This window comes from Arthrobacter sp. LAPM80 (genome assembly GCF_046736435.1).
In the GTDB taxonomy this organism is placed as follows: domain Bacteria; phylum Actinomycetota; class Actinomycetes; order Actinomycetales; family Micrococcaceae; genus Specibacter.
In genome coordinates this window covers 1-26,781 of sequence record NZ_JBCHVD010000026.1, presented here as the reverse complement: position 1 = coordinate 26,781, position 26,781 = coordinate 1, and the positions used below count along the sequence as shown (strand labels likewise).

22 protein-coding genes and 2 pseudogenes are annotated in these 26,781 nt (G+C 59.4%); 16 read left to right on the top strand and 8 right to left on the bottom strand.

The window, feature by feature from the left end:
• Position 1 precedes the first annotated feature (1 nt).
• Genes AAGW05_RS17320 through AAGW05_RS17310 form a run of 3 tightly spaced genes read right to left on the bottom strand, consistent with a single transcriptional unit; the run spans position 2 to position 2,625 of the window.
• Positions 2-760, bottom strand: a complete 759-nt coding sequence (locus AAGW05_RS17320; RefSeq protein WP_411805805.1) for an amino acid ABC transporter ATP-binding protein — start codon at positions 758-760, stop codon at positions 2-4.
• Complete coding sequence (locus AAGW05_RS17315) at positions 760-1,662, bottom strand: amino acid ABC transporter permease (protein ID WP_411805804.1); 903 nt, start codon at positions 1,660-1,662, stop codon at positions 760-762. Before AAGW05_RS17315 ends, AAGW05_RS17320 begins: the two co-directional genes overlap by 1 nt.
• A complete protein-coding gene (locus AAGW05_RS17310; protein WP_411805803.1) occupies positions 1,663-2,625 on the bottom strand; it encodes an ABC transporter substrate-binding protein in 963 nt (320 codons plus the stop codon).
• Positions 2,626-2,738: 113 nt separating this feature from the next.
• On the opposite strand from AAGW05_RS17310, the gene AAGW05_RS17305 reads away from it, so the two are divergent.
• The 12 genes and pseudogenes from AAGW05_RS17305 to AAGW05_RS17250 all read left to right on the top strand — a co-directional run bounded on the left by AAGW05_RS17305 (position 2,739) and on the right by AAGW05_RS17250 (position 18,567).
• The gene (locus AAGW05_RS17305) at positions 2,739-3,419 is read left to right on the top strand and encodes a TetR/AcrR family transcriptional regulator (protein WP_411805802.1); all 681 of its coding nucleotides are present in this window, start codon (positions 2,739-2,741) and stop codon (positions 3,417-3,419) included.
• A gap of 74 nt (positions 3,420-3,493) precedes the next feature.
• On the top strand, positions 3,494-4,744 hold the full coding sequence (locus tag AAGW05_RS17300; RefSeq protein ID WP_411805801.1) for a PLP-dependent aminotransferase family protein: 1,251 nt from the start codon (positions 3,494-3,496) through the stop codon (positions 4,742-4,744).
• A complete protein-coding gene (locus tag AAGW05_RS17295) occupies positions 4,737-6,458 on the top strand; it encodes an amidohydrolase (protein WP_411805800.1) in 1,722 nt (573 codons plus the stop codon). The genes AAGW05_RS17300 and AAGW05_RS17295 overlap by 8 nt, the downstream gene beginning before the upstream one ends.
• 22 nt (positions 6,459-6,480) lie before the next feature.
• The gene (locus AAGW05_RS17290; protein WP_411805799.1) at positions 6,481-8,133 is read left to right on the top strand and encodes a thiamine pyrophosphate-binding protein; all 1,653 of its coding nucleotides are present in this window, start codon (positions 6,481-6,483) and stop codon (positions 8,131-8,133) included.
• A gap of 8 nt (positions 8,134-8,141) precedes the next feature.
• On the top strand, positions 8,142-9,758 hold the full coding sequence (locus AAGW05_RS17285; protein ID WP_411805798.1) for an amidohydrolase: 1,617 nt from the start codon (positions 8,142-8,144) through the stop codon (positions 9,756-9,758).
• Positions 9,759-9,871: 113 nt separating this feature from the next.
• Positions 9,872-11,278: an NAD-dependent succinate-semialdehyde dehydrogenase gene (locus AAGW05_RS17280; RefSeq protein WP_411805797.1), complete on the top strand. Its 1,407-nt coding sequence runs from the start codon at positions 9,872-9,874 to the stop codon at positions 11,276-11,278.
• Positions 11,279-11,882: 604 nt separating this feature from the next.
• The gene (locus AAGW05_RS17275) at positions 11,883-13,010 is read left to right on the top strand and encodes an alpha-hydroxy acid oxidase (protein WP_411805796.1); all 1,128 of its coding nucleotides are present in this window, start codon (positions 11,883-11,885) and stop codon (positions 13,008-13,010) included.
• Between the two features lie 204 nt (positions 13,011-13,214).
• Positions 13,215-13,418, top strand: a complete 204-nt coding sequence (locus tag AAGW05_RS17270) for a hypothetical protein (protein ID WP_411805795.1) — start codon at positions 13,215-13,217, stop codon at positions 13,416-13,418.
• Between the two features lie 234 nt (positions 13,419-13,652).
• Positions 13,653-13,823, top strand: a complete 171-nt coding sequence (locus tag AAGW05_RS17265) for a hypothetical protein (RefSeq protein ID WP_411805794.1) — start codon at positions 13,653-13,655, stop codon at positions 13,821-13,823.
• Between the two features lie 2,113 nt (positions 13,824-15,936).
• On the top strand, positions 15,937-16,173 hold the full coding sequence (locus AAGW05_RS17260) for a hypothetical protein (RefSeq protein ID WP_411805793.1): 237 nt from the start codon (positions 15,937-15,939) through the stop codon (positions 16,171-16,173).
• Between the two features lie 258 nt (positions 16,174-16,431).
• Positions 16,432-17,898: an IS1182 family transposase gene (locus AAGW05_RS17255; RefSeq protein WP_411805792.1), complete on the top strand. Its 1,467-nt coding sequence runs from the start codon at positions 16,432-16,434 to the stop codon at positions 17,896-17,898.
• 227 nt (positions 17,899-18,125) lie between these two features.
• Positions 18,126-18,567: pseudogene (locus tag AAGW05_RS17250) on the top strand (VOC family protein).
• Positions 18,568-18,805: 238 nt separating this feature from the next.
• Here AAGW05_RS17250 and AAGW05_RS17245 read toward each other — a convergent pair.
• Positions 18,806-18,973, bottom strand: coding sequence for a hypothetical protein (locus AAGW05_RS17245; protein ID WP_411805791.1), 168 nt, complete (start codon positions 18,971-18,973; stop codon positions 18,806-18,808).
• A gap of 265 nt (positions 18,974-19,238) precedes the next feature.
• On the opposite strand from AAGW05_RS17245, the gene AAGW05_RS17240 reads away from it, so the two are divergent.
• Together AAGW05_RS17240 and AAGW05_RS17235 are read left to right on the top strand one after the other, a co-directional pair.
• Positions 19,239-19,547, top strand: a complete 309-nt coding sequence (locus AAGW05_RS17240) for a type II toxin-antitoxin system Phd/YefM family antitoxin (protein WP_411805790.1) — start codon at positions 19,239-19,241, stop codon at positions 19,545-19,547.
• A 184-nt stretch (positions 19,548-19,731) separates the two neighbouring features.
• The gene (locus tag AAGW05_RS17235; RefSeq protein ID WP_411805789.1) at positions 19,732-19,962 is read left to right on the top strand and encodes a hypothetical protein; all 231 of its coding nucleotides are present in this window, start codon (positions 19,732-19,734) and stop codon (positions 19,960-19,962) included.
• A 1,010-nt stretch (positions 19,963-20,972) separates the two neighbouring features.
• On the opposite strand, the gene AAGW05_RS17230 is transcribed toward AAGW05_RS17235, so the two are convergent.
• On the bottom strand, positions 20,973-22,376 hold the full coding sequence (locus AAGW05_RS17230; RefSeq protein WP_411805788.1) for a GntP family permease: 1,404 nt from the start codon (positions 22,374-22,376) through the stop codon (positions 20,973-20,975).
• Positions 22,377-22,445: 69 nt separating this feature from the next.
• On the bottom strand, positions 22,446-22,970 hold the full coding sequence (locus AAGW05_RS17225; protein WP_411805787.1) for a gluconokinase: 525 nt from the start codon (positions 22,968-22,970) through the stop codon (positions 22,446-22,448).
• Between the two features lie 192 nt (positions 22,971-23,162).
• Between AAGW05_RS17225 and AAGW05_RS17220 the strand changes: the two genes are divergently transcribed.
• A complete protein-coding gene (locus AAGW05_RS17220; RefSeq protein WP_411805786.1) occupies positions 23,163-23,900 on the top strand; it encodes a FadR/GntR family transcriptional regulator in 738 nt (245 codons plus the stop codon).
• Positions 23,901-24,408: 508 nt separating this feature from the next.
• On the opposite strand, the pseudogene AAGW05_RS17215 reads toward AAGW05_RS17220, so the two are convergent.
• Both AAGW05_RS17215 and AAGW05_RS17210 read right to left on the bottom strand, forming a co-directional pair.
• Positions 24,409-24,732: pseudogene (locus AAGW05_RS17215) on the bottom strand (IS3 family transposase); the annotation flags it as partial.
• Between the two features lie 29 nt (positions 24,733-24,761).
• Complete coding sequence (locus AAGW05_RS17210) at positions 24,762-25,244, bottom strand: putative immunity protein (RefSeq protein ID WP_411805785.1); 483 nt, start codon at positions 25,242-25,244, stop codon at positions 24,762-24,764.
• Positions 25,245-25,443: 199 nt separating this feature from the next.
• Between AAGW05_RS17210 and AAGW05_RS17205 the strand changes: the two genes are divergently transcribed.
• Positions 25,444-25,956 (top strand): PhzF family phenazine biosynthesis isomerase, encoded by a 513-nt coding sequence (locus tag AAGW05_RS17205; RefSeq protein ID WP_411805817.1) that lies wholly within the window; start codon positions 25,444-25,446, stop codon positions 25,954-25,956.
• The last annotated feature ends 825 nt before the right edge of the window (positions 25,957-26,781 follow it).

Below are 26,781 nucleotides of genomic sequence, written 5' to 3'. Positions count from 1 at the left end.
ATCAGATCACCTTGGAGAGGAACGACTTCGTCCGTTCATGTTGGGGATTGCCCAAGACTTCCCGCGGATCGCCCTGCTCGACGATGACGCCGTCATCCATGAAGACCACTACGTCGCCCACTTCACGGGCAAATCCCATTTCGTGGGTGACCACGATCATTGTCATCCCGTCGCGAGCCAGCTGTTTCATCACGTCTAGGACCTCGCCGACAAGTTCTGGATCCAGGGCCGAAGTGGGCTCGTCAAAGAGCATGACCTCTGGCTTCATGGATAGGGCCCGGGCGATCGCCACACGCTGCTGCTGCCCACCCGAAAGCTGGGAGGGGTAATTGTTCATCCTGTCCGCAAGCCCGACTTTGCGCAGCAGTTCGCAGGCATGGGCTTCGGCATCCTTTTTGGACATTTTCAGGAGTTTGGTGGGCCCAAACATGACGTTTTCCTTCGCCGTCATGTGTCCAAAAAGGTTGAAGGACTGAAAGACCATGCCGATTTTGGATCGCCGCTTGTTGATTTCCGCTTGGGAAGCTTCCTGGAGCTGGTCGCCGTGAACGTCGTAGCCGATCATTCGGCCACCGACAGTGATGGCTCCCGAGGTGGTCATCTCCAAGTGGTTCACGCACCGCAGCAGTGTTGATTTCCCGGACCCGGATGGTCCGATCAGGCAAACAACCTGTTGCTTGTGCACAGTCAGGTTGATGCCCTTGAGAACTTCCAGCTGGCCGAAGTTCTTGTGCACATTCAGAAACTTGACGTCCGACATCAGCGTTGGGCCTTTCCGAGCAAGAGGGCGTTGCCCTTGGAGTACTTCTTTTCCAGACGCGACTGCGCCAGCGTCAAGATTGAGGTCAGGAGGATATACCAGATACTGGCCACAATCAGCAGTGGTATTTGCTTCAGGTTTTGCGCGTAGATCTGCTGAGTGTTGTAAAGCAAGTCCCCGACGCCAATGACGATGACGAGGGAGGTCGTTTTCAGCATTGAAATGACCTCGTTTCCTACCGGAGGAATGATTACTTTCATGGCTTGCGGGATGACGACAAATCGAAGTGTATGGGTCTGGCTGAAGCCCATGGAGCGTGACGCTTCCGACTGGCCGGCATGGACGCTGAGTAGCCCTGCGCGCACGATCTCTGCCATGTAGGCCCCCTCGTTGAGTCCCAGACCCAGGATCGCAGCTGCAAAGAGGGAGATAACATCGTTGGTGTTCCATTCCACGAACGTGGGGCCCCAGGGAATTCCAAGTCCGATGGTCGGGAACAGCACGGCGGCAAAGCCCCAAAAAAGCAGCTGAACCAGGAGCGGGGTTCCTCGGAAGAACCAAATGTAGGCCCCGGAAACACCCCTCAGCAGCCAGTTGTCCGACATGCGCATCACCGCAACCAGTAGACCGACGACGAAGCCAATGATCATGGCAATCACAGTCAGTTCCAGTGTGATGGCCAGCCCCCCGAGGATGCGGGTGTCAAGGAAGTATTGTCCCACGGTTGCCCAGCCGAACCCTGGGTTGGTGACCAAGATCCACACACCGTAGACAACCGCAAAGCACACGACAATGACGGCGATGATCTGGCCAGGCCGACGACGGCGAAGCACGGGTTTGGTGGTGAGCGCAAGGAAGTCGTGGCTTGTATCCAATGCGTTGTCGAGTTGGCTGTTGCGCACTTAGCCCTCCATTGTGGGATTGATATCCGCGGTCTTTACGGCCGACGGCGTGAGGTTCCAGGCAGCCATGATCTTCCCATAGGTGCCATCATTGATCAGGGACTGGATTGCGGCCTGGAACGCCTTGGCCAGCTCACCGTCTCCCTTCGCCATGGCAACACCGGCCAGCGACGGCTCGACCAAGATCGAATCGATTTGGGCGAAGGCCTCGGGCTGAATCTGTGAATAGTAGGCGGTAAGGGCGTTGTCAGCCAGCATGGCCTGGGCACGGTTTGACGCAATGGATTGGTTCGCGCTGTCTTGCTGGGGGAGCAACAGTGGAGTAATGGGTGCCTTGCCGGCGTCGGTGCACTGCTTTTCAAAGTTGGGCAGGACGATCAACGCCTGTGTCGTTCCCGTTTGGGCGGTAACTGTCTTGCCGCAGAGATCAAAAACTCCGTGATAGCTGCCCTCGTTGCCCTTTTTGACCATGACCGAGGTACCGCCTTTCATGAAGCTGACCATGTCAACCACAGCTGTTCTAGCCGGGGTGATGGAGAAGGCTGCCCAGGATGCGTCATACCGTTTGGACTCGAGGCCAGCCAAGATACCGTTGAAGTCGCCCTTGGTGATGTTGATCTTGATGCCCATCTTGTTGGCAACGGCCAAGGCCATGTCCGGTTCAAGGCCTACGATCTTGCCTGTGTTGTCGGTGAAGTCGATCGGCGCATACGTCGGGTCTGTCACCAACTGCATGGTGCCCTTGGCCTTGATGTCGGCCGGCATCAGGCTTTCAACTTTTGCATCAGGCTTCACCGATTGGGCGGCCTGCTGCCCGCCCTCCCCCAACGTCGGCAAGGACTTTCCTGACGCATCAACCGCCGGTGCTGGGGCCTCAGTGTTGGTACAGCCAGTCGACGCCGCGATCAGAAGTGCGGAGACCGCCACTAGGCAGGTTTTCGTGAAGAGCGTTCTCTTGGTCATGTTTTCTCCAGGTGGAAAAGTCGGGCTTGAATAAATAATATGTGTAACTTATTATTTGTGTAACGGCCGACACTGTCAAGAGCCGTATCGAATACGTCCAGGGGGAAGGGTCCATGACACCGAATACACGCAAACGCACCCATGCCGTGACTGAACAGGCCATTGCGGAGCGCCGCGAAACGATCGTCGCCCATGCCGCCGGCATCATTTCCAAAGCAGGTGTTGACGGTTGCTCATTTGGGGCCGTCTCCGACTCGACCGGATTTAGCATCGGCATGATCCAGCACTACTTCCGAACCCGCGAGAAGCTGGTACATGCCACCGTTGAGTTCCGGACGCAGGCCTCTGTCCAGGAATGGCAGGGCTTGTACTCCGAAGGAACCAACGCTGTCGAACGGTTGCACGACCTGCTCACTTTCGCTGTGGAGGGGGACACCACATTTGAGGATGCCTGGGGCTTCTGGGTGGAGGTCTACAGCGCAGCCCACAAGGATGAGAAGATCCGCAAGCATGTGGCAAATACCCTGCTGGCATGGCGTGAAATCTTTGTCCAGACGTTGGAGGAGGCGGTGTCAGAACACCTGATTCATCCCTTCCACGACGCAGATGCCCTGGCCACCTTACTGCTGGCCCTGATCGACGGGCTGGCCATCCAAACGCTCAACGGTATCTACGACCACAGCCCACAAACCATGATCAAGACGCTGCAACGCTTCGCGGCCCACGAATTCGGCATCGACGTGACCAACTTCGTGGAGCGCAAACAAGGCATCGTTCCCTCATTACAGAGCTAACTGGTTCTTACGACCCGTTCGGGTGCGAAACTGCCCAAGCATCCCCCATACTGCCAATCGACTTGAAGGACACCATGACTACCATCACCGAATCACTGCATACGGCCAGGTTCGCGGACCGTGCCGACGGATACCATCCCTCGCCAGTCCGAGAGGTCTTTGAAGTCTCCATGCGGCCAAACATGATCTCCTTGGCAGGAGGAAACCCCGACCTCACCGGCTTGCCCTTGGAGCGGATAGCGGACATGGCCCACCACATCATCAAAGAACGGGGTCAGGAAGCCCTTCAGTATGGCTCCGGGGCAGGAACCACGGAGCTGCAGGAATTGGTCTGCGAGATCATGGCCATGGAAGGCATTTCCGCCCAACCTGAAAACGTCCAAATCACCTCGGGCTCACAAATGGCACTCGAGCTTGTCACCAAGCTTTTCTGCAACCCCGGTGACGTCATTCTGGCAGAAGGGCCCACCTATGTGGGTGCGCTGGGCACGTTTGAGGGGCTTCAGGCCGACGTCGTGCAAGTCCCAATCGACAACAAGGGGCTGATCCCGGCTGAGCTTGAGAAAGCCATCAACACCCTGAAGGCGCAAGGCAGGACCATCAAGTTCCTCTACACAATCCCAAACTTCAACAATCCTTCAGGCATCACCCTCGCACCCGAACGACGCCGCTCAATCGTCGATATCTGCCGCGCCGCAGGAATCGCCATCGTCGAAGACAACCCCTACGGGCTCCTGAGTTTTGATGGATCCACACAGCAGGCACTCCACGCACTGGACCCCGACAACGTCTTCTACCTGGGTTCCTTCTCCAAGATCTTCTCCCCCGGCCTGCGGATCGGGTGGGTTCTAGCCCCTACAGAGGTGCGCAAACGCCTTCAATTGGCTGCAGAGGCAACCACAATCTGTCCTTCCGTGCTGAGCCAGATGCTGGTGGAGAGCTATATCTCAGGAATTGACTGGCGCTCCCACGTCAGGGACGCGTGCGCCACGTATTCAAGAAGGTGCGACGCAGTGATGGAAGCCTTAGAACTCCACATGCCCGAAGGTTCAACCTGGACCAAACCAACGGGAGGGTTCTTCACGTGGATCACGCTTCCCGCAGGGAAATCGGTGGACGCACTGCTCCAGCCAGCCATCAGTGCCGGAGTCGTTTTCGTCCCGGGAAGCGCGTTTTTCGCAGAACCAGCAGGCACCAACCAACTGCGAGTGGCCTTCTCCTTCGAGACCGACGAAGCACTTGTCGAGGGTATCCGGCGACTCGGGTCTGCCTTAGCGGCGCTGCCGTCAGTGCAGCCATCACCGACGGGAGCGGACGTTGCGTAAGCTGACCACATTTGAAAGCCGTTCGTTTGGGCCTACCCCGATCCTCATCATGGCCGCTGATATCCACACCCTAGATCCGGCGCAGCCAAGTGCCGAAGCATTTTTAGTTGTGGGCCCGGATATAGCTGCAGTTGGCAGTGTTGAGAGCTGCCGCGCCGCGGCGGGGCGGCTGAGCGGCCGAGAACTGGAAGTGCGTGATTTTGGTGGCGCAACCATTGTCCCGGGTTTCATTGATGCGCACGCCCATCCGCTGATGTACGGACAGATGCTGAGTTGGGTCGATTGCGGCCCGGAGAAAGCCGGCAGCATCCCGGAGATCGTGGCATTGCTGCGGGAAGCCGCTCAGGCGATTCCGAACGGTCTGCCGGTGCGCGGTTACGGCTATGAGCACCGCAATCTGGTCGAAAGCCGACATCCGACCCGTTTTGAACTTGATGGTGTTGCCTCGGAACGTGAGGTGTATCTGATGAACGCTTCCGGGCATGGTGGCGTGGTCAATTCCTTCACTCTTGAGTTGCATGGGGTCAGCCGAGATACACCCAATCCGCAAGGCGGTGAGTTCTTCCGTGACGCGAAAGGGGAGTTGACCGGTGAGCTTTCAGATGCTGCGTGCAACATCCTCACCGGTTTGGAAGGCGTGAAGATCGGCCACCATGGCCCAAACTTCCACCTGGCAGATGAACCTGAAGAACACTTGCGACAGCTGGGTGCGGCCCAGGAAAAATTTTTGGCAGGCGGGGTAACGGCCATCGGTGACGCCCAGGTTTCCCGGCGTGAATTCGACATGTATCTTCAGCTGGCAGAACAGAACCAGTTGAAGGTTCGCATCGGCATGTACCTGCTATCCCATCTCCTCGATGACGCCTTGGACATGGGCTTGCATGGCCAGTTCGGCAACGCCCGCCTGAGCTTTGCCGGCATCAAGCTCTACGCAGACGGCACCCTTGGCGGGTGGACGGCGTATTTCCCGGACGGTTATGTTGGGGATCCGTGCCGCACAGGCCAGTTGTATCATGAGCCGGCGGCGTACAAGGAGCTGATCCGCAAGGCCCACGTGGTCGGGCTCCAGACCGCCACCCACGCCCAGTCCCCCACCGCGTTGGAGATGGTCATCGACGCGATCGAATCAGCCCAGGCCGAGCGGCCGGACCCCGATGCCCGGCACCGCATTGAACATTGCGGACTGCCCACACCGGAGCAGATTCGGCGCATGGCAGCCGCTGGCATTTACCCGGTCAACCAGCCCCAGCATTACTACAACTGGGGCGAAGGCGTGCAGCAGGCCATAGGAACACCGGGCGAACGCTTCAACCCATTGGGTGAATTCATCGCCGCCGGGGTACCGGTGACCATCAGTTCAGATGCCCCTGTGGCCGATCCCCTACCGTTGGAGGCCATCCAGGCCGCTGTCACACGGGTGACCCGCAACGGCCACAAGCTGGGTCCGGACAATCTGTGCATCACGGCCGGCGAAGCATTGGCCGCCCACACCATCAATGCAGCCCGGGTGCTCGGACGTGAGGACGACCTCGGCTCGCTCACATCCGGAAAGCGTGCAGATTTCGCCGTCCTTTCCGAAGATCCACTTGCTTGTAAACCGGAACGGATCAGCGGAATCGAGGTCCTTCAGACCTGGGTTGACGGCAGCTGCCAGTACACCTTGGACGTAGCACCTTCGGACCCGACACCCAGCCTTGACCCCGCGAATTTCTGACAGGAGACCCACCATGGAGAGCATGACGACAGAAACTACCCAGCAGTCCAGGGCAACGCCCACGGTGAACAACGCCGGCTTCGCTATTTTGAAGACGTTGCGCAACTACGGGGTGGATGCGATCTTCGGCATTCCAGGTACGCACAACCTGGAGTTTTACCGGCATCTGGTGCCGCTGGGCATTCGACCCGTGACGACGCGACATGAGCAAGGTGCCGGTTACGGCGCGGACGGTTGGGCCCAACAGAAGGGCTTGCCCGGCGTTGTCATCACCACCTCCGGGCCGGGTCTGCTCAATGCCCTGTCCGCGGCCGGGACCGCATACTGCGAATCACGTCCGTTGATCATACTTTCTCCCGGTGTGCCCGAAGGTGGCGAGTTCGCCGATATCGGCTCGCTGCACGAAACGAAAGACGCATCGGCTGCGGCGGGCGCCATCATGGAATGGAGCCGACGGGTCCACTCAGCTACCGAGGCGGTCCAGGCAGTCCACGACGCGTTTGAATTGTTTCGGTACGGCCGGCCACGCCCCGTCCACATCGAGGTACCCCTGAACGTCCTTGAAGGCCTCTCCGACTGCCCGGTGGAACTGTTGGAAGCCAAACCGGTCCGAACCGGGAAGACCGCGGACCCCGAGCTCTTGAAGGCGGCAAGTGAGCTCCTCCGCGGCGCTGCCCGGCCGGTGATATTGGCCGGTGGTGGTTCCACTCGTGTCGGTGGCGGGCTGGCCAAGTTGGCTGAACTGCTCCAGGCCCCGGTGGTCACCACACTCAATGGCAAGGGGACCCTGGCCGAGAGCCACCCGCTGTCGTTGGGTTCGGACATTCGCCTTCCGGCCGCTCAGTCACTGTGCAACGACGCAGACGTGCTGCTGGTCATTGGTTCCAAGGTGGGCGAGTCCGAGCTCTGGGGCGGCACGCTCACACCGCAGGGACGTGTCATTCGATTGGACATCCTTGCCTCTCAGGCGCACAAGAACGTGAACTCCGACGTCGCACTGATTGGTGACGCAGCCGCCGTCGTTCCCCAGCTGACTGCAGAACTGGCCAACCTACGCCGGGAAGCGGCCGATCTTGCCACAGTCCGGGAAACTCTGCGCAGCCAGGCCCGCGCGCTCTCGCCGGTGTTGAGCCGGATCGCGGAAGAAGCCGCATCGGTGCTGCCGGCCAACACTATTGTGGGCGGGGACTCTTCACAAATCACGTACCTCGGCACGGCGTCGTTCATCCCACACGAGCTCCCCCATTCGCTGCTGTACACGCCGGCCTACGCCACGCTGGGCTATGGGCTGCCGGCATCGATCGGCGCCAAGATTGCCGCCCCTGAAAGGCCCGTGGTGTGCATCCTGGGAGATGGCGCCTTGATGTTTGCCGTTCAGGAACTGATGACCGCCGTCGAGCAGGGCCTGGACCTCGTCGTGGTCTGCGTGGACAACGGCGGCTATGCCGAGATCCGCGCCAACGAAGAAGACCGGGATATCGCGCCCGTTGGCGTCGATCTCGTCCAACCCGACTGGGCAGCCCTGGCCACCGCCTTTGGGGGGACCGGCCACCGGCTCACCGACGCCACCGATTTTACCCCGGCTCTGGGGGACGCGCTGAAACGCGGCGGCCTGCAGCTAATCCACGTGCCCCTGCACCTCTTCACCGCCACCACGTCCGACTCGAACTCCTAGGAATCACCATGAGCATTTCTGCACCCGACACCACAGACAGCATCCTGGCAGCCGCGTCAAAGGCAACCGCACAGCAGTGGATCAGCGAGAACATGGACCGGCTCTCTGCCTGGCACCGCCACATTTGGGACCTGGCTGAACCGGCCTGGCGCGAATACAAGTCCGCGCAGTGGTATGTGGAACTGCTCCGCGCCGAGGGCTTCACCGTCGAGGCCGGCAGCGCTGACATGCCCACGGCATTCAGCGCAGAATGGTCCCTTGGGCAGGGCGGGCCAGTTCTGTTGACGTACGCGGAATATGACGCCGTACCCGGCAACTGCCAGTCCGCCGGGACGGACCCCTCCCCCCGCGACGGACTGAGCCCCTACGCCCCCGGCCACACGGACCCACACTCGGCACTGGGCATTTCCACCCTGGCCGGCCTGCTGGGAGCAAAGCATGCAATGACCGTTCACGGGATCGCAGGGACCCTCAAATACACTGGGGAACCGGCAGAAAAAGTTCAGGGTTCCAAGGTCGTCCACGGTCTGCGCGGCTACTACGACGGCGTCGACGCAATCGTCAGCTTCCACCCCTTCTACATGCTCCCGCTGTGCAACACCGCCAGGTGGGACACACAATGCGGCAGCTATTACAGCAAGGTCTACACCTTCGTCTGCGACGAACCGGAAACCTGGCAGCTGAACGCCAACCCGAACTCCCCCATCCCCGCTTCCCACTCCGCCGCACGCGCGCCGGGAGCCAACGTGGCCCTGATGAGCATGTACACTTCCTCACGGATCATGCAGGATGCCATGCTGCCCAGCTTCGGCGGCTGGAGCCTCTCCGACGCCATCTTCACCCAAGGCCAGGCAACGGCGGACAACCTGCCGGCACGGATCGCGCAAATCCAGTATTCCTGGCGCTGCCCAACCCTGGACATGGCTGAGCACGTCCTGACCGTCCTTGACCGCAACGCCGAGCACGCCGCAGCCATGGCCCACTGCACCCTCAGCACCACCTGGGTGGCGCGGAACCGGCCCGGACGTACCAATCACGTACTCGCCCAAGCCCTTTACAACAACCTCGAGGCCGTGGGAGCACCGCAGTATGGGCCCGCCGCAATTGCCGCCGCGCAACAAATCCAGAAAAAACTCGGTATCGAGCCCATGGAAAAGCCGTTCCTGGACGAATGCGAACAACTCATCAGCCCCCAGGACGCTGAAACCGCTCTGCGCGAACACTTGGCACCCTGGCAGAAAAACTGGACCAGCGACGACTACGTAGAAATGACCCACTACGCACCCACCGTGAGGTTCTATGTCTCCCGCCCCGCCCTGAAACCAGCCCCGGGACAAGGAGCCTACCCGGGCTGGGTCATGAACGCCCTTGGCGGCATCGCCGAAACAATCGACCCCACCATCGACGTCGCCGGCAAAACGATCGCCGGCACCTTCATGGACCTGCTCAACAGCCCAGAAATCCTGTCAGCTGCCAAAGAAGAGTTCGACCACCGCACAGCAGAGGACCCCATGCCGGTACTGCTGCCCGCCGACTTCATGCCGCCGACCGAGTTCGCCTGGCCTGACTACTCCGCCACACCCAATGGCGAACGTGTGTGGTACCCCAAGGCAGCCCGACCCTGACGCCAGAATGAACTGCGTGACGGCCCTTTCGACTCCAGGAAGCGCCGTCACGCAGGGCCCGAAGCCAGCCAATATTTCCAGCACCCGCACACCAGCAGAGAAGGACTCTTGCCGTGACAGCCACCACGCACCCCTCATCCCACTCCCCCGGCTACCGGGTGCTCAACCCTGCCACCGGCACGCTCGTGGAAAAATTTTCAACCATCTCCGATGCGGCTCTGCAGGAAGCAATAACCACTGCGGACCGGGCCTTCCACACGTGGCGGCAGGTGCCCATCACTGAGCGGGCCCGAATCGTGGCGCGTATCGGTCAGCTTTTCACCGACCGCAGGGACGCACTGGCCGCCATCATTACCGAGGAGATGGGTAAGCGCCGCTCCGAAGCCATCGGTGAAGCCCGCTTCTGCACCGAGATCTTCAACTACTACGCCGAGGAGGGCCCAACACTGGCTGCGGACCAGCCGATCAAGGCACTCAACGGGGCCAGTGCAAAGATCCAGAAACTGCCCGTGGGCCCTCTCCTAGGCATCATGCCCTGGAACTACCCCTACTACCAGGTAGCCCGGTTCGCCGCACCAAATCTGGTCCTCGGAAATACCATCATCCTCAAACACGCAGAAAATTGCCCCCGGTCCGCCCGCGCGATCGAGCAACTCATGGAAGATGCAGGGCTTCCAACGGGTGTCTACACGAACGTGTACGCAAGCCACGAACAAATCGAGACCATCATCGCGGACCCCCGCATCCAGGGCATCTCCCTCACTGGCTCCGAAAGGGCCGGCGCCGCGGTCGCCGAGATCGCTGGAAGGAACCTCAAGAAAGTAGTCCTGGAGCTCGGCGGTTCCGACCCGTACATCATCCTGGACAGCAACGACGTCAAAGCCTCCGCCCGGGCAGCCCTTGAAACCCGCATGAGCAACGCCGGCCAATCCTGCGATTCCAATAAACGCATCATCGTCATGGATACCATCTATAACGAATTCGTCGCCGAGGTCACCACCCAAGCAGCCGCACTTGTCCCCGGCAACCCTGCTCTGGACGAGCCCGGTACTTTCCCGCCCCTGTCCTCGGAACCAGCCGCCACAGGGCTGCTCTCACAAATCGAAGACGCCGTCTCCAAGGGAGCCGTGCTCCACACCGGTGGCGTACGCTTCGACGGCCCGGGTTCCTTTGTGCATCCGGCCGTGCTCACCGGCATCACCGCCGGTATGCGGGCCTACCGTGAGGAACTCTTTGGCCCCGCCGCCGTCATTTACAAGGTCGCCAGCGACGAAGAGGCCATCGCCCTGGCCAACGACACCGACTACGGTCTCGGTGCCGCAGTATTCAGCACCAACGAACAGCGTGCACGCGCAGTCGCTCAACAACTGCATTCCGGCATGGCCGCCATCAACACGGCCCAAGCTGATGGAGCCGAGATGCCGTTCGGTGGCATAAAACGCTCCGGGTACGGCCGCGAACTAGGACCTCTCGGCATGGATGAGTTCGTCAACAAACGCCTCTTCTACGTTGCGTCATGAACAGAGCAGCAACATGGGCGCAATCCGCCATCTGGTCCGACCGGCCCACGATCGGAACCATCCGGGCACAAACCCCACAGGAAGCAGCCCCCGTGAGCGTCAAAAAGTCCACCGTCCTGCCAACTTCCTCCGGCTGCCCTTCATCGTCGGAAACGAAGCCATGGCACACCCGCCAAAACAATGCCGAGGTCACCACCGATCCGTTGCCAAAGCACGGATCGGCAAACCAGGCCAGTCGGCGGCGGCATCGTCAGTCTGCCCCATCCTGAAATCACCCTCCTCGACCGAGTGAAGCACTTCGACACGATCCGGACACTATCGAGAACCACGAGCCGAAGGGCGCCCGCATTTTCAAATTCACTGTTCCCACGACGATGGTACGAGTGCACCTCCACGTAGGTTGTTGGCCCTCGTAATGTCAGAATCTCGATCGACGACCAGATCAAGGAACTCTGCTTTGTCCACTTCCATCATGGGAGTTACGACCGGGGCAAAGTTCCATTTCAACCCCGCAAGGACGAAAATGAAGCGTCAATTTCCCAGGCCAGCAGAACTGGCTCCACTCCTGAAGTTTCGTCTGCCAGCTCTCACGACGGCGCAGCGCGTGGAGCAGGCAATTACAATCGAGGACTTGCGGCTGATAGCGCGGCGACGCTCACCCAAGGCAGCGTTCGACTACGTCGACGGCGCGGCAGAGGATGAAATCAGCCTCGGCCGTGCGCGTTCTGCATTTAGGAACGTGGAGTTCAGACCAACGGTACTCAATGATGTCTCCGGAATTGACCTCCGAGCCGAAATCGCCGGCGGTACCAGCAACCTTCCCTTCGGTATCGCACCGACGGGATTCACTCGGATGATGCATGCCGCCGGGGAACAAGCCGGATACGCTGCCGCCGTCGAGCATGGCATTCCCTTTGCCCTGTCCACACTCGCGACGACATCCATCGAAGACATAGCCCTTGCAGCGCCCAATGGCCGACGATGGTTCCAGCTGTATGTCGGCGAAGACAGGCAATTGACACGCCAGTTGGTCGAACGTGCCAAGACCAACGGCTACGACACCCTGTTGGTCACGGTCGACTGCTCGGTTTCCTCTACCCGCCGCAGGGACGTCCGCAACGGCATGACACTACCGCCCGCGATTACGCTGAAGACCGTTTTGGACGCCTCATACAGACCCGCCTGGTGGTTTGACTTCTTGACCACTCCCCCTCCCGCATTCGCTTCCCTGGAAGGGACGAACACAGACATGGAGGCAGTCCTCGTAGACCTTTTCGATCCTGCGCTCAGCTATGCGGACCTTGATTGGCTGCGTTCCATCTGGGACGGCAAGCTATTCGTCAAGGGAATACAAACCGCGGAGGATGCAGGGCGAGCCGCCAGACACGGCATCGACGGAATCGTCATCTCCAACCACGGGGGACGCCAATTGGACCGTGCGGCGACCCCGCTCCACGAACTGCCCGCGGTCCGTGAAACCGTAGGGACCTCCATAGAAATCATCTACGACACAGGTATCCTCAACGGCGGAGATATCGTCGCGGCTCTTGCCGCCGGTGCAGACTTCGTACTAGTAGGCAGAGCCTGGCTCTACGGCCTGATGGCCGGTGGCAAAATCGGTGTTGACAGGGCCATTGATATCTTGGCTGGCGAAGTCAGACGTGCCATGCAGCTATTGGGGGTCTCCAAAGTCTCCGACCTCAGACCGGAGCATGTCATCCTGCATCGTTAGTGAATTCTTGGTCCCATACGCCGTGTGCGCGAACAACACCATGGGTACGTCGTCAACATTATGGCTCCAATTTCAAGAACGACGCCGGAATCAAGTAATCGTGACGCCCTGACCACCCGTTTGAGGATGTCCCGTTGTAGGTTCCTTGGCCTAGCGGGCATCGGTGTGGGTGTCGTCTTGGAACATGGCGGTATGGACACGTTCATGCGATCACTGGCACGTGACAAGCTCAGTGCCGTCGGAGCCGGCCGTCGGGTCGTGGCAGTCGATGGAAGAGATGGCAGTGGCAAGACATCCTTCACCGCCAACCTGGTGGCATGGATCCAGGATCGACCCGTGATCATCATCCACCACGTCGACAACTTTTTGAACCCCTCTCATCTCAGGCATGCCAAGGGTCGGGCCTGACCGGACGGCTTTTGGCAGGACACCTACAACTATGCCGCTCTCCACGACCACGTGCTCGCGCCCCTCAGTCCGAACGGGGACGGCTGGAACCGCCGGCTTCCTATGACTAGATGACCGACCGCATCGCACAGGCGCAGGCGGTTCATGCACCTTCGGATGCACTCGACGTGGCGGAAGGGATGGTCCTGGACCGCGATGGGCTCGCATCCCATTGGGATGCCTCGGTGTTCCTGGATGTTCCTTTCACCGAAACCGCAGCACGCCACGATGCGCCGTTATGTCGGCGGACAGCGCCTCTACTTCCAAGCGGCACGTCCGTGGGAACGCGCCGCGTTCATCGTGGATAACTTCGACTTCACTTCACCCAAAACCTTCCCTCCCGAAAAGGCGACAGCAATCCAGTGAGCATTCCCCGCTGAAACTGCCATGGCGCGACTTTGCAGCTACAGCGCTCACATGAATCCACTGAGCGGTCCCCGAGCCCAAAATCGTGAACATGGACGACAGCCTCCACACGATTGCGCGTCGTACACACGAGCCACTTTGCAGAGAATTGAACCCCTTCCCAGACAGTTCCCGCTGGCTCACGAAGAGGAGCTCACCCTTCTCAAACGAAAACTACCCGTATCTACGGCAAGTCATCGTCTTTGAAACCACTCAGAAGTCCCTGAAATTCAATGTTATTGAGAGTCAACGACACACATCAACACTCAGGCAGTGAGATTCTCTTGGCCGCCGGTTGGAGTCCGGCCCGGGGCACAACATTCCTCTGACCTGCGGTTATGAACCATAGTGCAGTGAATTTAGGGGACTAACCCTCACGCACCGCCGTAGTACGCCATCCCTGAAGTCGCGCCCATCGCGCTGGTTCACAGTGCCGCAACGCTCACTCAGACAGACGAGCTCGATCACGCGTGGCTGAACCATTGCCCGACACAAAGTTGGTCCCGAGTCAACCGAAAAATGCGATCTAACGCAGACTGCCCAAAGGCGACTTGACGAGATTTCAAAGACTGGTTATATTTTTTCTCGTAAGAAAAAGAGAACGGAAGTTCCCCCGTTCAAAGTAGTTGTAATTGGTTGTCGAGGGGGAAGCACCGTTGCAGTAACATCTGGTCGTCGGACAGCTTGAGACGACCACAGCAACACAGCATTGCCAGCAGTACCAGGCCGTCGAGCAGCAGGAGACGGATACAGCAACACAGCAGTACGTGGTCATCGACAGCTTGAGACGACCACAGCAACACCAGTAGTACCAGGCCGTCAAGCAGCAGGAGACGGATAAAGCAACACAGAAGTACTAGGCCGTCAAGCAGCAGGAGACGGATACAGCAACACAGCAGTACGTGGTCATCGACAGCTTGAGACGACCACAGCAACACAGCATTGCCAGCAGTACCAGGCCGTCGAGTAGCAGGAGACGGATACAGCAACACAGCATTGCCAGCAGTACTAGGCCGTCAAGCAGCAGGAGACGGGTACAGCAACACAGCAGTACGTGGTCATCGACAGCTTGAGACGACCACAGCAGTACGTGGTCGTCGGACAGCTTGAGACGACCACAGCAACACCAGCAGTAGGTGGTTGTCGACAGCTTGAGACGACCACAGCAAGTTACCCTATGGGGCGGGCAAGGAAAGTGCATCTGTATGCATCCCTTGCCCGCCCCGCACCATTTTCGCTAAGGGTTACGAGCGGCCCTTGGCTGGAATCGGATCTGACAATGTCGGAGTCTTGGTAGCACTGGAACAGGACTGAACCTTGAGCCTTCGCGGTTCAGTAATCTGAGGGCCCATGGTGTCATCAGGTACGCACCCGCGTCACTGTATCTAGCCATCCATCGGCGGGCCCGCGCGTCGAAGGTTTTACCCAGGCGCTTCGCATATTCTCGGGACAAACTCCTCGCCCCCACGCCGACGGTACACGCTGCTCCTTCAGGTTCACCGCGCAAGCTGGCCACCAGAAAATATGCTGAGGAGAGAAACGGGGTCGCCGGATCTTGTGCCCCCTTACCCTAAGCACAAGAAGATCCGTCGTTTAGATCGACAAGGACGTCCCCCGAACCGCACATGCTGTCATATTGCCGTCTCCTAAACCGCCGACACTTTCCGCTTGCGTCCAATCCGCTACTCCCCCGCAGCATCCACAGGGACTGCCCCGAGTTGCCTCCGGCGGCCGCAATCACTGTGGCGAATGGATTGATGGACACATAAACGTTCCCGCCCTGCCGATGTCCTGTGCTGGATGCACGAGCACATGTGACGACACGGTGGCCACCTTCGACTTTGGGCCTCGTACTTGTGGCCAATTCTCTTTGTAATGGCTTTGATTTATGTGGCCGTTGCCCTGGTGGCTACAGTCAGTCGCCGGCGACGATGGTAATCACTCTCTCCCGCATTTCAACAGAAAACTACGGAATTTATCGCCCACTGGCGGTACCGCCCCATAGGCGGATTCGTTGAGCGACACCGTACCGCAGGGCGTTTCCCTGTGAACGGTCTGGTGCGAAAATGAGGACATGAGTATTGAGGACTGGTGGCCAGCATTAAACGCATCAACCCACCAATGCTTGATCAACAACAACAGAGATGTCGTCCTGTCAAATATTCTTGATCAGATTACAGCCGTGGCAGGGCCAGCCAGGGCAGATGCATCTTGGGTTAGAGCTGACGACGGAGAGGGCTTCCTCCTCTCGGATGACGCGAGCGATTGGATAGAGAAAACAGCGAACGATGAGGCTACCGAAGACAACTAGTTACGTGGAGTAACAACCACACCAGCAGCACTAGCGGTAACCCTTATTTTGTTCGCTAGCTGTTCCCCTCTGAAACTGCCCTGGTGCGTCCTTTCATCTCCAGCGCGCACATAAAAATACACGGGTCGGCCCCGACCGGCACACGGGCAGTTGTTGCGCCCAGCCACTAGGTGCGTGGGTGAGTAACCGGGGCCCGGATTCTTAAGACGCCGGTGGATTAGCCCGGGTTTTTGGTGGGTGGCTGGGAGAGTTGGGGGTATGGATGTTGGTGCCCAGGATGGCCTTTTTGATGAGTCAGTGGTTGAGCGTGTGCCGGTTGTTGATGACGGCCGTATCGATTCCAACGGTGGCGTGAACAAACGCTTCAAAGCTTTTGAGCCTGACGCGGTGATGCTGGTCCCTCCGTCCTTGGATGAGTGGCTGCCCCAGGATCATCTGGCCCGATTCATCGGCGAACTCGTTGATGAGGAACTGGACCTGGACCGGTTCTATAGGGCCTATGGGAAGGCGAAGGGTCAGCCACCGTATGATCCACGGTTGATGTTGCGGATCGTGTTGTACGGATACTGCGTCGGGGTCCGTTCCTCCCGGGAACTGGAACGGGCTTGTACCGATGTGGTGGCGTTTCGGTGGTTGGCTGCCCAGCAGGCCCCGGACTTCCGCTCGATCGGACGTTTCCACCAACGCCACCTGGCCGCGTTGGCGAACGTGTTCCTGCAGGCCCTGCAACTGTGCCAGGCCGCGGGCATGGTCTCGTTGGGCAAGGTCGCCCTGGACGGGACGAAAGTGCGGGCGAACGCGTCCCGGCACAAGGCCATGTCCTACGCCCGGCTCACCGAGAAACAGAAAGTCTTGGCTGAGGAGATCAGTGCGTTGATGGAAGAAGCAAAAACCGTTGATGCCGATGAAGACGCCCGCTTCGGCCCGGGCAAGCGTGGGGACGAACTGCCGGCGGAGTTGGCGAACCGGCAAGGACGGGCGGAGGCGATGGCAGTGGCACGGGCCTCAATCGAGGAAGAAGCCGCGGACAAAGCCCGCCACGCTGCCGAGGAGGAGGCCCGTTCCCGTGGCGGTGATGATGATGACATCACCGGTGCCGGTGACACGGCCGCGGCAACCGCGGTGCCGAAACCGAAGACGCAACGGAACTTCACGGACCCGGACGCACGGATCATGAAGACCGCTGACGGTTCCTACCACTACAGTTACAACGCCCAGGCTGTGGTTGATGCCGACCACCAAGTCATCATCGCCACCGTGCTGAACAACGCCCCGACCGATATCCAGCAGCTGCTCCCCATGATCGAGCACACCACCGCGACGGTGGGTGCGGTCCCTGTGACGTGGAGTGCCGATGCCGGGTACTGCTCAGCGGCGAATCTTGAACACATCAAGGAGATCGAAGCCGCTCATAAGACAGGGTTCTTCATCTCCACCCGACGCATGAAACACAGTGCACCGATCCCCGAAACACCCCGCGGCAGGACCCCGGCCAAAGCAACCCTGAGCGAACGCATGGCCCGAAAATTCAAGACGAAGAAAGGTAGGGAGGTGTACGCCCGGCGCAAGGCCATCGTGGAACCAGTCTTCGGACAAATCCACACCAGACAAGGCAAACACCTCCTGCTCCGCGGCATCGAGAAAGCAGCCCACGAATGGGAGTTCCTCGCGGCGTGCCACAACCTACTCAAACTCCGCAGCCACCGCACCAACCCGGCAAGCTAAAGGCCAACTCAGGGGCCGAAGAGTCACCACCTCGACCACCCTCAGGGTGGCCAGGACTGTCAGGCAACTACGAAGTCACCCAAAAGACCACCAGCGCTCCAGGAGCTAGGAAACAGCAGCAATCCATGCCAAAAATAGTGATGCCGCCGGGCCACGGCCAAAAAACTCAAACCACTACCGACCCATGAACCTAGAGTTGCTGGGTCCGTCTTGGTAGCTTTCAACACATGGCCACCAAACTCGATAATATCGCGATCGCCGTTCGCGACCTCGAAGCTACGATCGCCTTTTTCCGACTTAGGTCTCACCCTGCTCGGCCGAGATACTGTCAGCGGTAAGTGGGCCGAGACCGCTGTCGGCCTCAACGGAAATCACGCCCAGATCGCAGTGCTCCAGACACCGGACTGTCACGGGCGCCTTGAGTTTTTCGAAGACATCCATCCGGACGCGATCGAGAACAAACCCGCCCAGCCGAATGAAATCGGCATGCACCGAGCCGCTTTCCCTGTCGACGACATCGAAGATGCCCTGGCGATTGCGGCAAAACACGATTATTATCCGCTGCGTGGGCTGGCCACCTACCTGGGCACCTACAAGCTCACATACCTGCGCGGTCCCAGCGCAATCCTGATCATGTTCGCCCGAAAACCCAAGCCATTAACACGGTGAGCAAAGCAGAAGGCTCGTGCCCGCCAACCGTTCCCCTCTACACCATTCCGGTTAGCTAAAGGTTTGCTTCTTCCTGATGGATCCGTCCGGGGTGTAAATACACCCAGTCGCAGCAGCGCTTGCCAGCTCGCCACATGCCCTCATCCATGAGAGCACCATTGTCATGCCAGCGTTGCCAAAGTCCATTCTGCTTGCCATCGACGAAGTCACCTCTTTGGAGCAACTCCCCGTTTTCTCGCTACCCCGTCCCGCTCCCGTCAAACTCGCCCCGCATGAAGGCGCCTTGGGCCTTCGGCTGGCCGTTGCAATACCAATTGCGCCACCTGCCGTTCTTCTTCCCGTCAAGCATGGGGCGTTCACCCAGCGGTGTTCCATCTTTGTACGTATCGTGTTGAGTCTCTGCCATGACCCCTCCGTCTCCGTGCTCGTTCGCCATAGTTACACATACGGCGAATCAAAAATATAAGTTCTTTTCTACTCGCACGGTGACGTGCGTCCGCTCAGGGTTCCCCGTACGGGACGCGAATCCAGCGGTCCTCGTTTTGATCCATCGGCCATTTCGCCAGTCACGCAAAGCGGGTGACTGGCCATGCCGACTTGCACCGACAGCTTCTCCATCTCATGGCCTCAATCCCAATGAGAATCTAGGCAGAAATCTGTGTAGTTTCTCTATGACCACCTTGACCATCACAGAAGCTTCCCGTGCCGGACTATCCTCGCTGGTTGCCTCGGCTGAAGCAGGAAATGATGTTCCCCTTTCCCGACATGGCACAGTCGTCGCGGAGGTTGTATCCGCTGAAGACATTTTCAGCCTTAGGCGGGATCGTGACACTCTGCGCGATGCAGCGCTCGTCATGGCTCGTTTCGCCACCGACAGTGGCGTCCGTACCGATCTAGACCTGGCCATGGAATTCTTTGGATTTACCCGTGCTGAGCTGGAGGCCGAGATTGCTGCCGATATCGCCGCAGGGCGAGCGTGACGCCGCATCCTCAGCGAGTCTGCGTGGTTTGACTCACTGAAGATGCCATTGCCGACCTACACCGACTCGGTAAGAAAGACCCCCGATCGTCCGGGCTGTATTCAAGAAGACGCTGCTCCTGAAGCGCTCGTCTAGTGCCGGTGAGCCCCTTCTAGGTGCCCTCATTGGGTTCCGCAAGCTCGTTGTGGGTGACCTCGATTGGCGCATTGTCTGGCGAGTCACCGCCGACACCGATGGCACACCGATCCTTGGTATCTCTGAAGTATGGGCCGTGGGCGTCAGATCCGACGGCGAGATCTACGAGGAACTCAAAGCCCGCGTCACACGGATAGGTGATGACCCCACGCTTAAGCCGCTGAAGGACGTCATCATGCAAACGGGACGTCTTTACCAATCCGTTGAAACTGCCGCATAACCCTCGCGGGAATCCTCCCTGTCGGATTGGCTTCAGACCGCCCTCCAGCATCAACTCAATCTTGCCCCGGAAGATATCTCCAACATAACCGAGCAACAGGGACAACAGCTACCGATGGAACACTGATCCAGCCAGAACAATGACTAGGTAACTGAAAGCGCGGCCAACAGACTTGACGATCCATAAGCGTTCCCCAGAAGACACATGAAACTGTGAACCAAAAAGATCTACTTTGGTGCTCCAGAAGTCACAGGGCCGCCCCCGATGCTGGCTGGCCGATCTCGGCACAACCACCATCCTCTTGCCGCACACCCGAGGCGTAAAATAGTCAACATGGACAGCACCCTCACCCGATGGGGCGCCACGAACATGGCCTACTTTGCCGAGAGTTTGAACCCGTACCCGACAGTGCCGCTGGCTCTCTCAGAGGAACTCCCCCTTTTCAAACAAAAACTACAGCTATCTACGGCATGTCTTCCCCTTTAAAATCGCCCAAAGTTCCATAAAACTCAATGCTTTTGAGGGTCAACGACACACCGCCATACCCAGATGGTGAGATTCTCTTGGCCGCCGGTTCGAGTCCGGCCCGGTGCACCAAAAAGGCCTCTGACCTGCGACTATGCACCTCAGGTCAGAGGCAAACGAAGCTAATTCCCCCTTAACTCCGCCATTCAGCAAAATCTTCTCGCAATGCCGCTCCCCCTATTCAGGTGAGCCAGCTCCTTCTTTGCAAGGCAAGCGCTTGAAGAGCGCGCTAGTCTGGGTCGCATCTTCAGCCCCAGCAACTCCCGCTTGTTTATGGTGAGATTGGTGATTCTTTCAAGATCTAAGGCTTGGGTGACCCTGGCGGCAATGACGGTGCACGGGGAGTGGCTGAACTTCTCTAAATCTCCAAGGCCAAGAACCTGGGGCAGTGGCGGCACCCCGGCGATGCGCCCACGGCGGGACGCCCGGCAGTTCTGCCAGCGCCCCGCCGTGGTCCCCTGTCTGCCGTGGCTGGCATTGAGTCGCTAACCTAGCGCCCCGGCGAGCAGGAAGATGACTGCGGCGATGGCGAAGCCCATGACGCCGATGAGGGTTTCCATGACGGTCCAGGTCTTCAGGGTGGTCTTGACATCCATGCCGAAGAAACGGCCCACCAGCCAGAAGCCGGAGTCGTTGACGTGGGAGACCACCACTGATCCGGCCGCCACTGCGATCACCAGCGCGGCGATCTGCATGCCGCTCAGTCCGGCGGTGGCCACTGCCGGGGCGATGAGGCCCGCGGTGGTGGTCAGCGCCACGGTGGCCGAACCCTGGGCGATGCGAAGAATGGCGGCGATCAGGAACCCGGCCAGGATCAGTGGGATGCCCAGGTTGCCCAGGACATCTGCCAAGGCGGCACCGATGCCGGAGGCACGGAGAACGCCCCCGAACATGCCGCCTGCACCGGTGATCAAGATGACGGAGCAAACCGGGCCCAGCGAGGATTCGAGCAGCTTCTCCATGGCCCCGGAGTCGGTGCCGCGGCGCGCGCCGAGCACAAACATGGCCACCAGCACCGCGATCAGCAGCGCCACCGGAGTTTCGCCGATGGCGCGCAGGATCTGGAACCACTGCTCGCCCTTGACCGAGTCGGAGAGCGCTCCGGAGGAGGCAAGGGTGTTCAGGCCGGTGTTAATGAAGATCAGCACGAGCGGCAGGAGCAGCAGGCCAATGATGGTCCGGAAGCGCGGCGGGTGGGACTCGGCCTCGGCACTTGCGTGGCCCAAGATTTCCGGCACCGGCAGAACCAGCTTCTTGCCGGTCCACAGGCCGAACAGGTAGGCGGTGACGTACCAGGTGGGGATGGCGGTGATGAGACCAGCAATTAGGACCAAACCGATGTTGGCATCAAAGAAAGCGGCAGCCGAGACAGGGCCCGGGTGCGGTGGCAGGAAAATATGCATTACGGAGAAGGCTCCGGCGGCCGGGAGTCCGTAGCGCAGCACTCCCCCGCCAAGGCGGTGGGCTACGGCGAACACGACGGGCAGCATGACCACGAGGCCGGCGTCGAAGAAGATGGGGAAGCCGAAGATCAAGGAGGCGAGGCCGAGGGCAAACGGGGCACGCTTTTCGCCGAAGACGCCGATCAAGTAGTCGGCCAGCACCTTGGCGCCGCCGCTGGTTTCAACGATGCGGCCAAGCATCGCGCCCAGACCAACCAGGAGCGCCACGGTGCCCAGGGTTGTGCCGAAGCCATTGATCAGCACAGGAACCACCTGTTTGGTGGGGATGCCGGTGGCGAATGCCGTTGCGAGACTGATCACGATCAACGCGATCAGCGCGTGCATCCGCAGCTTGATGATCAGGAACAGCAGCACGATGATCGCTGCCGCTGCTATGAGCAGCAGTGGGCCTGCCCCCAACGTTTGGGTCCATCCTTCGATGACCATGGTTCTCCTTTGAATTAGAACTACTTGTGGATTGGGAAAATCGGGCGTACGCAGCAGGCGCTATGGGACCTAGGCGGCACGCGTGAGGCCAGCCAGCACGGCGGCGGCGATCTCCTCCGGGGAACGGGAGATGTCTAGACATAGGCTGCCGGCGGCAAGTTCGTTGCGGGTCAACGGTTCTAGAGTGGCCAGCTGGCTGGGCAGGAGCGTGGGCGGCATGAAGTGGCCTTCGCGGCCCAGCATGCGCTGGCCAATCAACTCCGCACCTCCGTCAAGGTGGATGAACAGGACCCGGCCCTGTGCCTCGGAGAGCAGTTTACGGTAACTCTGCTTGAGCGCGGAGCACGTGAGCACGGTGCTCTTCCCGGCAGCGGCATGTGCGCTCATCCAGCCCTGAATTGACCGCAGCCAGGGCCAACGGTCCTCGTCCTGGAGGGGAATACCCCGGGTCATCTTCTCGATGTTGGACTGGGGGTGGAACTCGTCCGCTTCGGCACAGGCCCAGCCAAGCTGTCGGGAAAGTGCTGCCGCAATGGTGGACTTGCCGGAACCGGCAACGCCCATCACCACCAGATGCGTGTCTGGATACTGCATGTTGTACCTCCGAAGAAGACGCCGTTGGCTCAATGAAGAAACTTCGTTGCGCAACTCACAATAAAGTACGCAGAAAGTTAAGGTATCACCATTTCACGTCATAGATACTATCTGTTGGTGTCATAAGTCATACCTTTCCAAGTTTTGCCGGTAGGATCGGAGGACGCGCAAGCGCAGAGGAAGGCAGGAAATATGTCGACGGCGACACCACCGGACACGGACAACGCGCACAATGGCGGGGCCGCCCCCGCCATGCATGAACGCGTCATCGAGGCGGTTGGCTCTGCCATTGCAGCCGGGATCCTTTTTCCAGGCAGCCGGCTGACCCTGGAAGGCCTCCAACAGGAGTACGGCGTCTCCCGCACCGTTGCGCGGGACAGCATGAAGGTCCTGGAATCCATGAACCTGGTGTATTCGCGCCGGCGTGTGGGCATCGTGGTTCAAGAGCGAAGGCTGTGGAATGTCTTCGACCCCAAGCTGGTGCGCTGGCGCCTAGCCTCTGACAGACGCGATATTCAGTACAGCAGCCTCACCGAGCTGCGCATCGCCGTGGAACCCATTGCAGCCGCAGGTGCTGCCCGCCGGGCAAGCGCCGCCGAACGGGCTAGGCTGGTTTTCCTCGCCGCAGAGCTGAGGCGCCTCGGCGAAGCCGGCGAACTCGAGGCGTTCCTGGCGGTTGACATTGCGTTCCACTCCCTGCTGCTCCAAAGCTGCGGCAATGAGATGTTCACGGCGCTCGAAGGCATGGTGGCAGAGGTGCTCACCAGCCGCACCAAGCAAGGACTGATGCCCTTCAAGCCGCGGAAAGAAGCCTTACAGGCGCACGAGGATGTAGCGGCCGCGGTAGCCCGCGGTGATGCTGTGATGGCGGAGACAGCTATCCGCCATATCCTTAACGAAGTCCGGAACGCGATGGGCCTCGGTATGTAAGCCGGGACCACACCCACGGCCCCTTGGGTCGCAGCCCGGGGAAATGACTCCTTGGTGGATGTTAGCCGCCAGTTAAAACTGCCCACTGGCGGCCAATAGGATTTCTACCGCTGGAGATATCTAGGAAACCGGTACTCGCGACGGCTTTGATGGGCAGGCGACTTTCGTTACATCCAGGCCCTGTGGTCACCACTACTTCAAGTGCTGACTTCTGCAAAGTTCGATGGCATATCAGACGGGTTCGAGCCATAACGGCAATGCGTTTTCAGCGCTCCCCATCACGCTGCCCGCGCGAGCGACTTCATCATCACCTGAGACCTCCTTTCTCACCGTCGGTGCCCCGCAATCACAGGGCACAGCGGCCCATATGGCCTCCCCAGCCCAGTGAAATCATTCAGCTCTTCGGTGTCGACTCCGTGGCCAGATCAGTCCATGACGACGTATCCACGGCCCTCGCGCAAGCCGCCGCGTCCGATGGCCATAATCGCCCCAAGGATCGGCCCAAGATTTAGTTGACAGGGGGGGCTGAAATCTCGGTGACCGGTTGAGTGGTCCTGTTTATTGTCTCAACCTCGATGGGCGTTAGTTTACCTAGGCGTAGTTGTCGGCGTCGGCGGTGGTAGGTTTTCTCGATCCGAACCACGATGGCCAGGCGTAGTTCATCCCGGGTTTCCCACCGTTCTTGGTTCAGTACGTACTTTTATAGCGTACTTTTATAGCAGCGAGAAGAAACTTTCCATCGCGGCATTAGCTGCCCGACCCTGCCCATGGAGCCCTGCAGGCCGGCGGAGTCTATCAGGCGCACGTATTTCTTCGACCGGAATTGAGACCCTTACCGGGCGAAGTCAGCGCGTCGAGGTTTCAGTCGTTGAATACATACCAGCAAATATCGTTGCGGCGGGTTTGGTCGTCCAAGACGAGGTCGTAAAGACTATCGGGAATTTGCCGTCGCTGCCAGTCGCGCTCAGCCTGGCCTGCCTCATGTTCCTTTCCCCGGGGAGCTGTGGACTGAACCGCCTTTATGGCGTAGGCAGCGGCACCGAGGTCGTGCTCAGGAACGTGAGCAACGCAGGCAGCTTGACCCGCTGCATACGCCGCAAAGCGCGCTGCGCCCCTCAAAGGGCGAGCAGCGCCCATGGCGTGCCCGCCGATCGCACGGGTGTGCATCGTCTTTGCTTGGCCGCGAGCCCAAGCCCGCGCCGCGTGAATCGCCTCACGAGGTCGGGAGTCCCTGCGGTTCGACTCCTCGAACAAAGGCAGCACATGTTCGGCGCAGATGGCCGCCCACACCGCGAGAAGTTGGTGGTCGGTTTCGGTGAGCGTCCCACCATGGCGGATGCTCACGAGACGAGGGTCGCGAACAGCAGGGAGGATCATACGGCCACTTTACGACGCCAGTATGTGGCAACGGTCACCCAGTTGGGTTTCTGTGCCGCGTCCGGGAGCCGAACCCTATGCGGATGTTGTTGAGTCAGCTGGCACTTGGGTAGCTATGCCAGTGCTCTAGCAGCGCTGAAATGGACAATGAGACTGCGATGTTGCGATTTACTCCCTTTGCTTAGGATCCGTCCGAGGAAACCCCGCCGGCGTGGTCCTTGACGCGAGCGCCCTGTCCGCCTCTGAGATGCAGCAGATCGCCACGAACAGCGGCTATGCCGAGACTACATTCGTAACTCGGCCGCCCACGGCGTTCGAGCCAGCTCGCGTTGGAATCCGTTACTTGTCACTAACGGCTGAAGTGCCGTTTGGCGGCCAGGCCACAATAGCTACCGCGGTCGCACTGGCTAATCGTAGCAAAGCTGCGACGTCCTTCTTCGAGGCGCCGATCGGTGAGGTGAAGATCGAGACAGAGCGAACTTCTGCCGGCATCATTGCTTCGTTTTCCAGCGTAGAACCGCGCTTCGAGTCGGTAGAGGAGTCAGTGCTACAGCGCCTTATGACTCGCTTGGATATCGATGCCGCAGATTTGCATCAGCATTACCCGCCGCGGCTCTCGTTCGCCGGCAACATTCAACCCGTAATCGTCTTCGCCGAGCGTTCGACTTTCGACGGTTAAACCTTCGACCCAGATGCAATGCGTTCACTGATGGATGAACCGGGACGGGGGCACAGTGACCACGCTGTATGCAATCAGCCCGTTGGAATTCGAGGCACGCAATCGCTTCCAAGTTGGAACAATGATCGAGGCCTCTGCAACCGGACCCGCAGCAGCATTTGGTGGATATCTTCGTGCGCTCCGCCTCGTGGATGTGCCAGTCCGAATCACTATTCACCAAGGTTGACATGTCAGGCGGCCAAGCATCCTTGCAGTCGACATCCCGCGACAGGAGGAAAATTCGTGTCTGGGACCGCTTCCGTCATTCAATAACCAAAACGAGGGACCGAACGCATGTCGGTAAGAAAGTCGGAGAACGGCCCATCGATTCATGCGCAAGCTTGAGCTGGAAAGTCGCACGAAGGCAGGTCGAGGGCGGAACGATCTACGGGGCTGTCTCGTCTCCCAGATTGTCGCTAGTGAGATCCATTGTTTGTGCAGGCTTTTCCGCAATGGCGTGAACTGAATCAACTGATGGCGGCGGGATGTCGCATTTTCGGGCCATATCTGGTTCAAAATCGGAGCGTAGCCTAACCCGCGGCAAATCATGCTCGTACACAGTGCTTCCAGGTGGTGGATCTTGTTTTTGAATAATCGGATCATTTGGACAGACAATAGCCCCGATCGGTGGACCATCAGGATTGGAATTTGCCAGAGTTACGCCAGCCGATGAGGCCATATTCCGAGCTTTCAGAAAGTGTTGGCCGACTTCGTTGGGAACGTAGACGCGTTTCGCCGCTCAATTTTCGTTGTTAGGCAGGTCTGGCATTGCTCCCTCCTCTATCT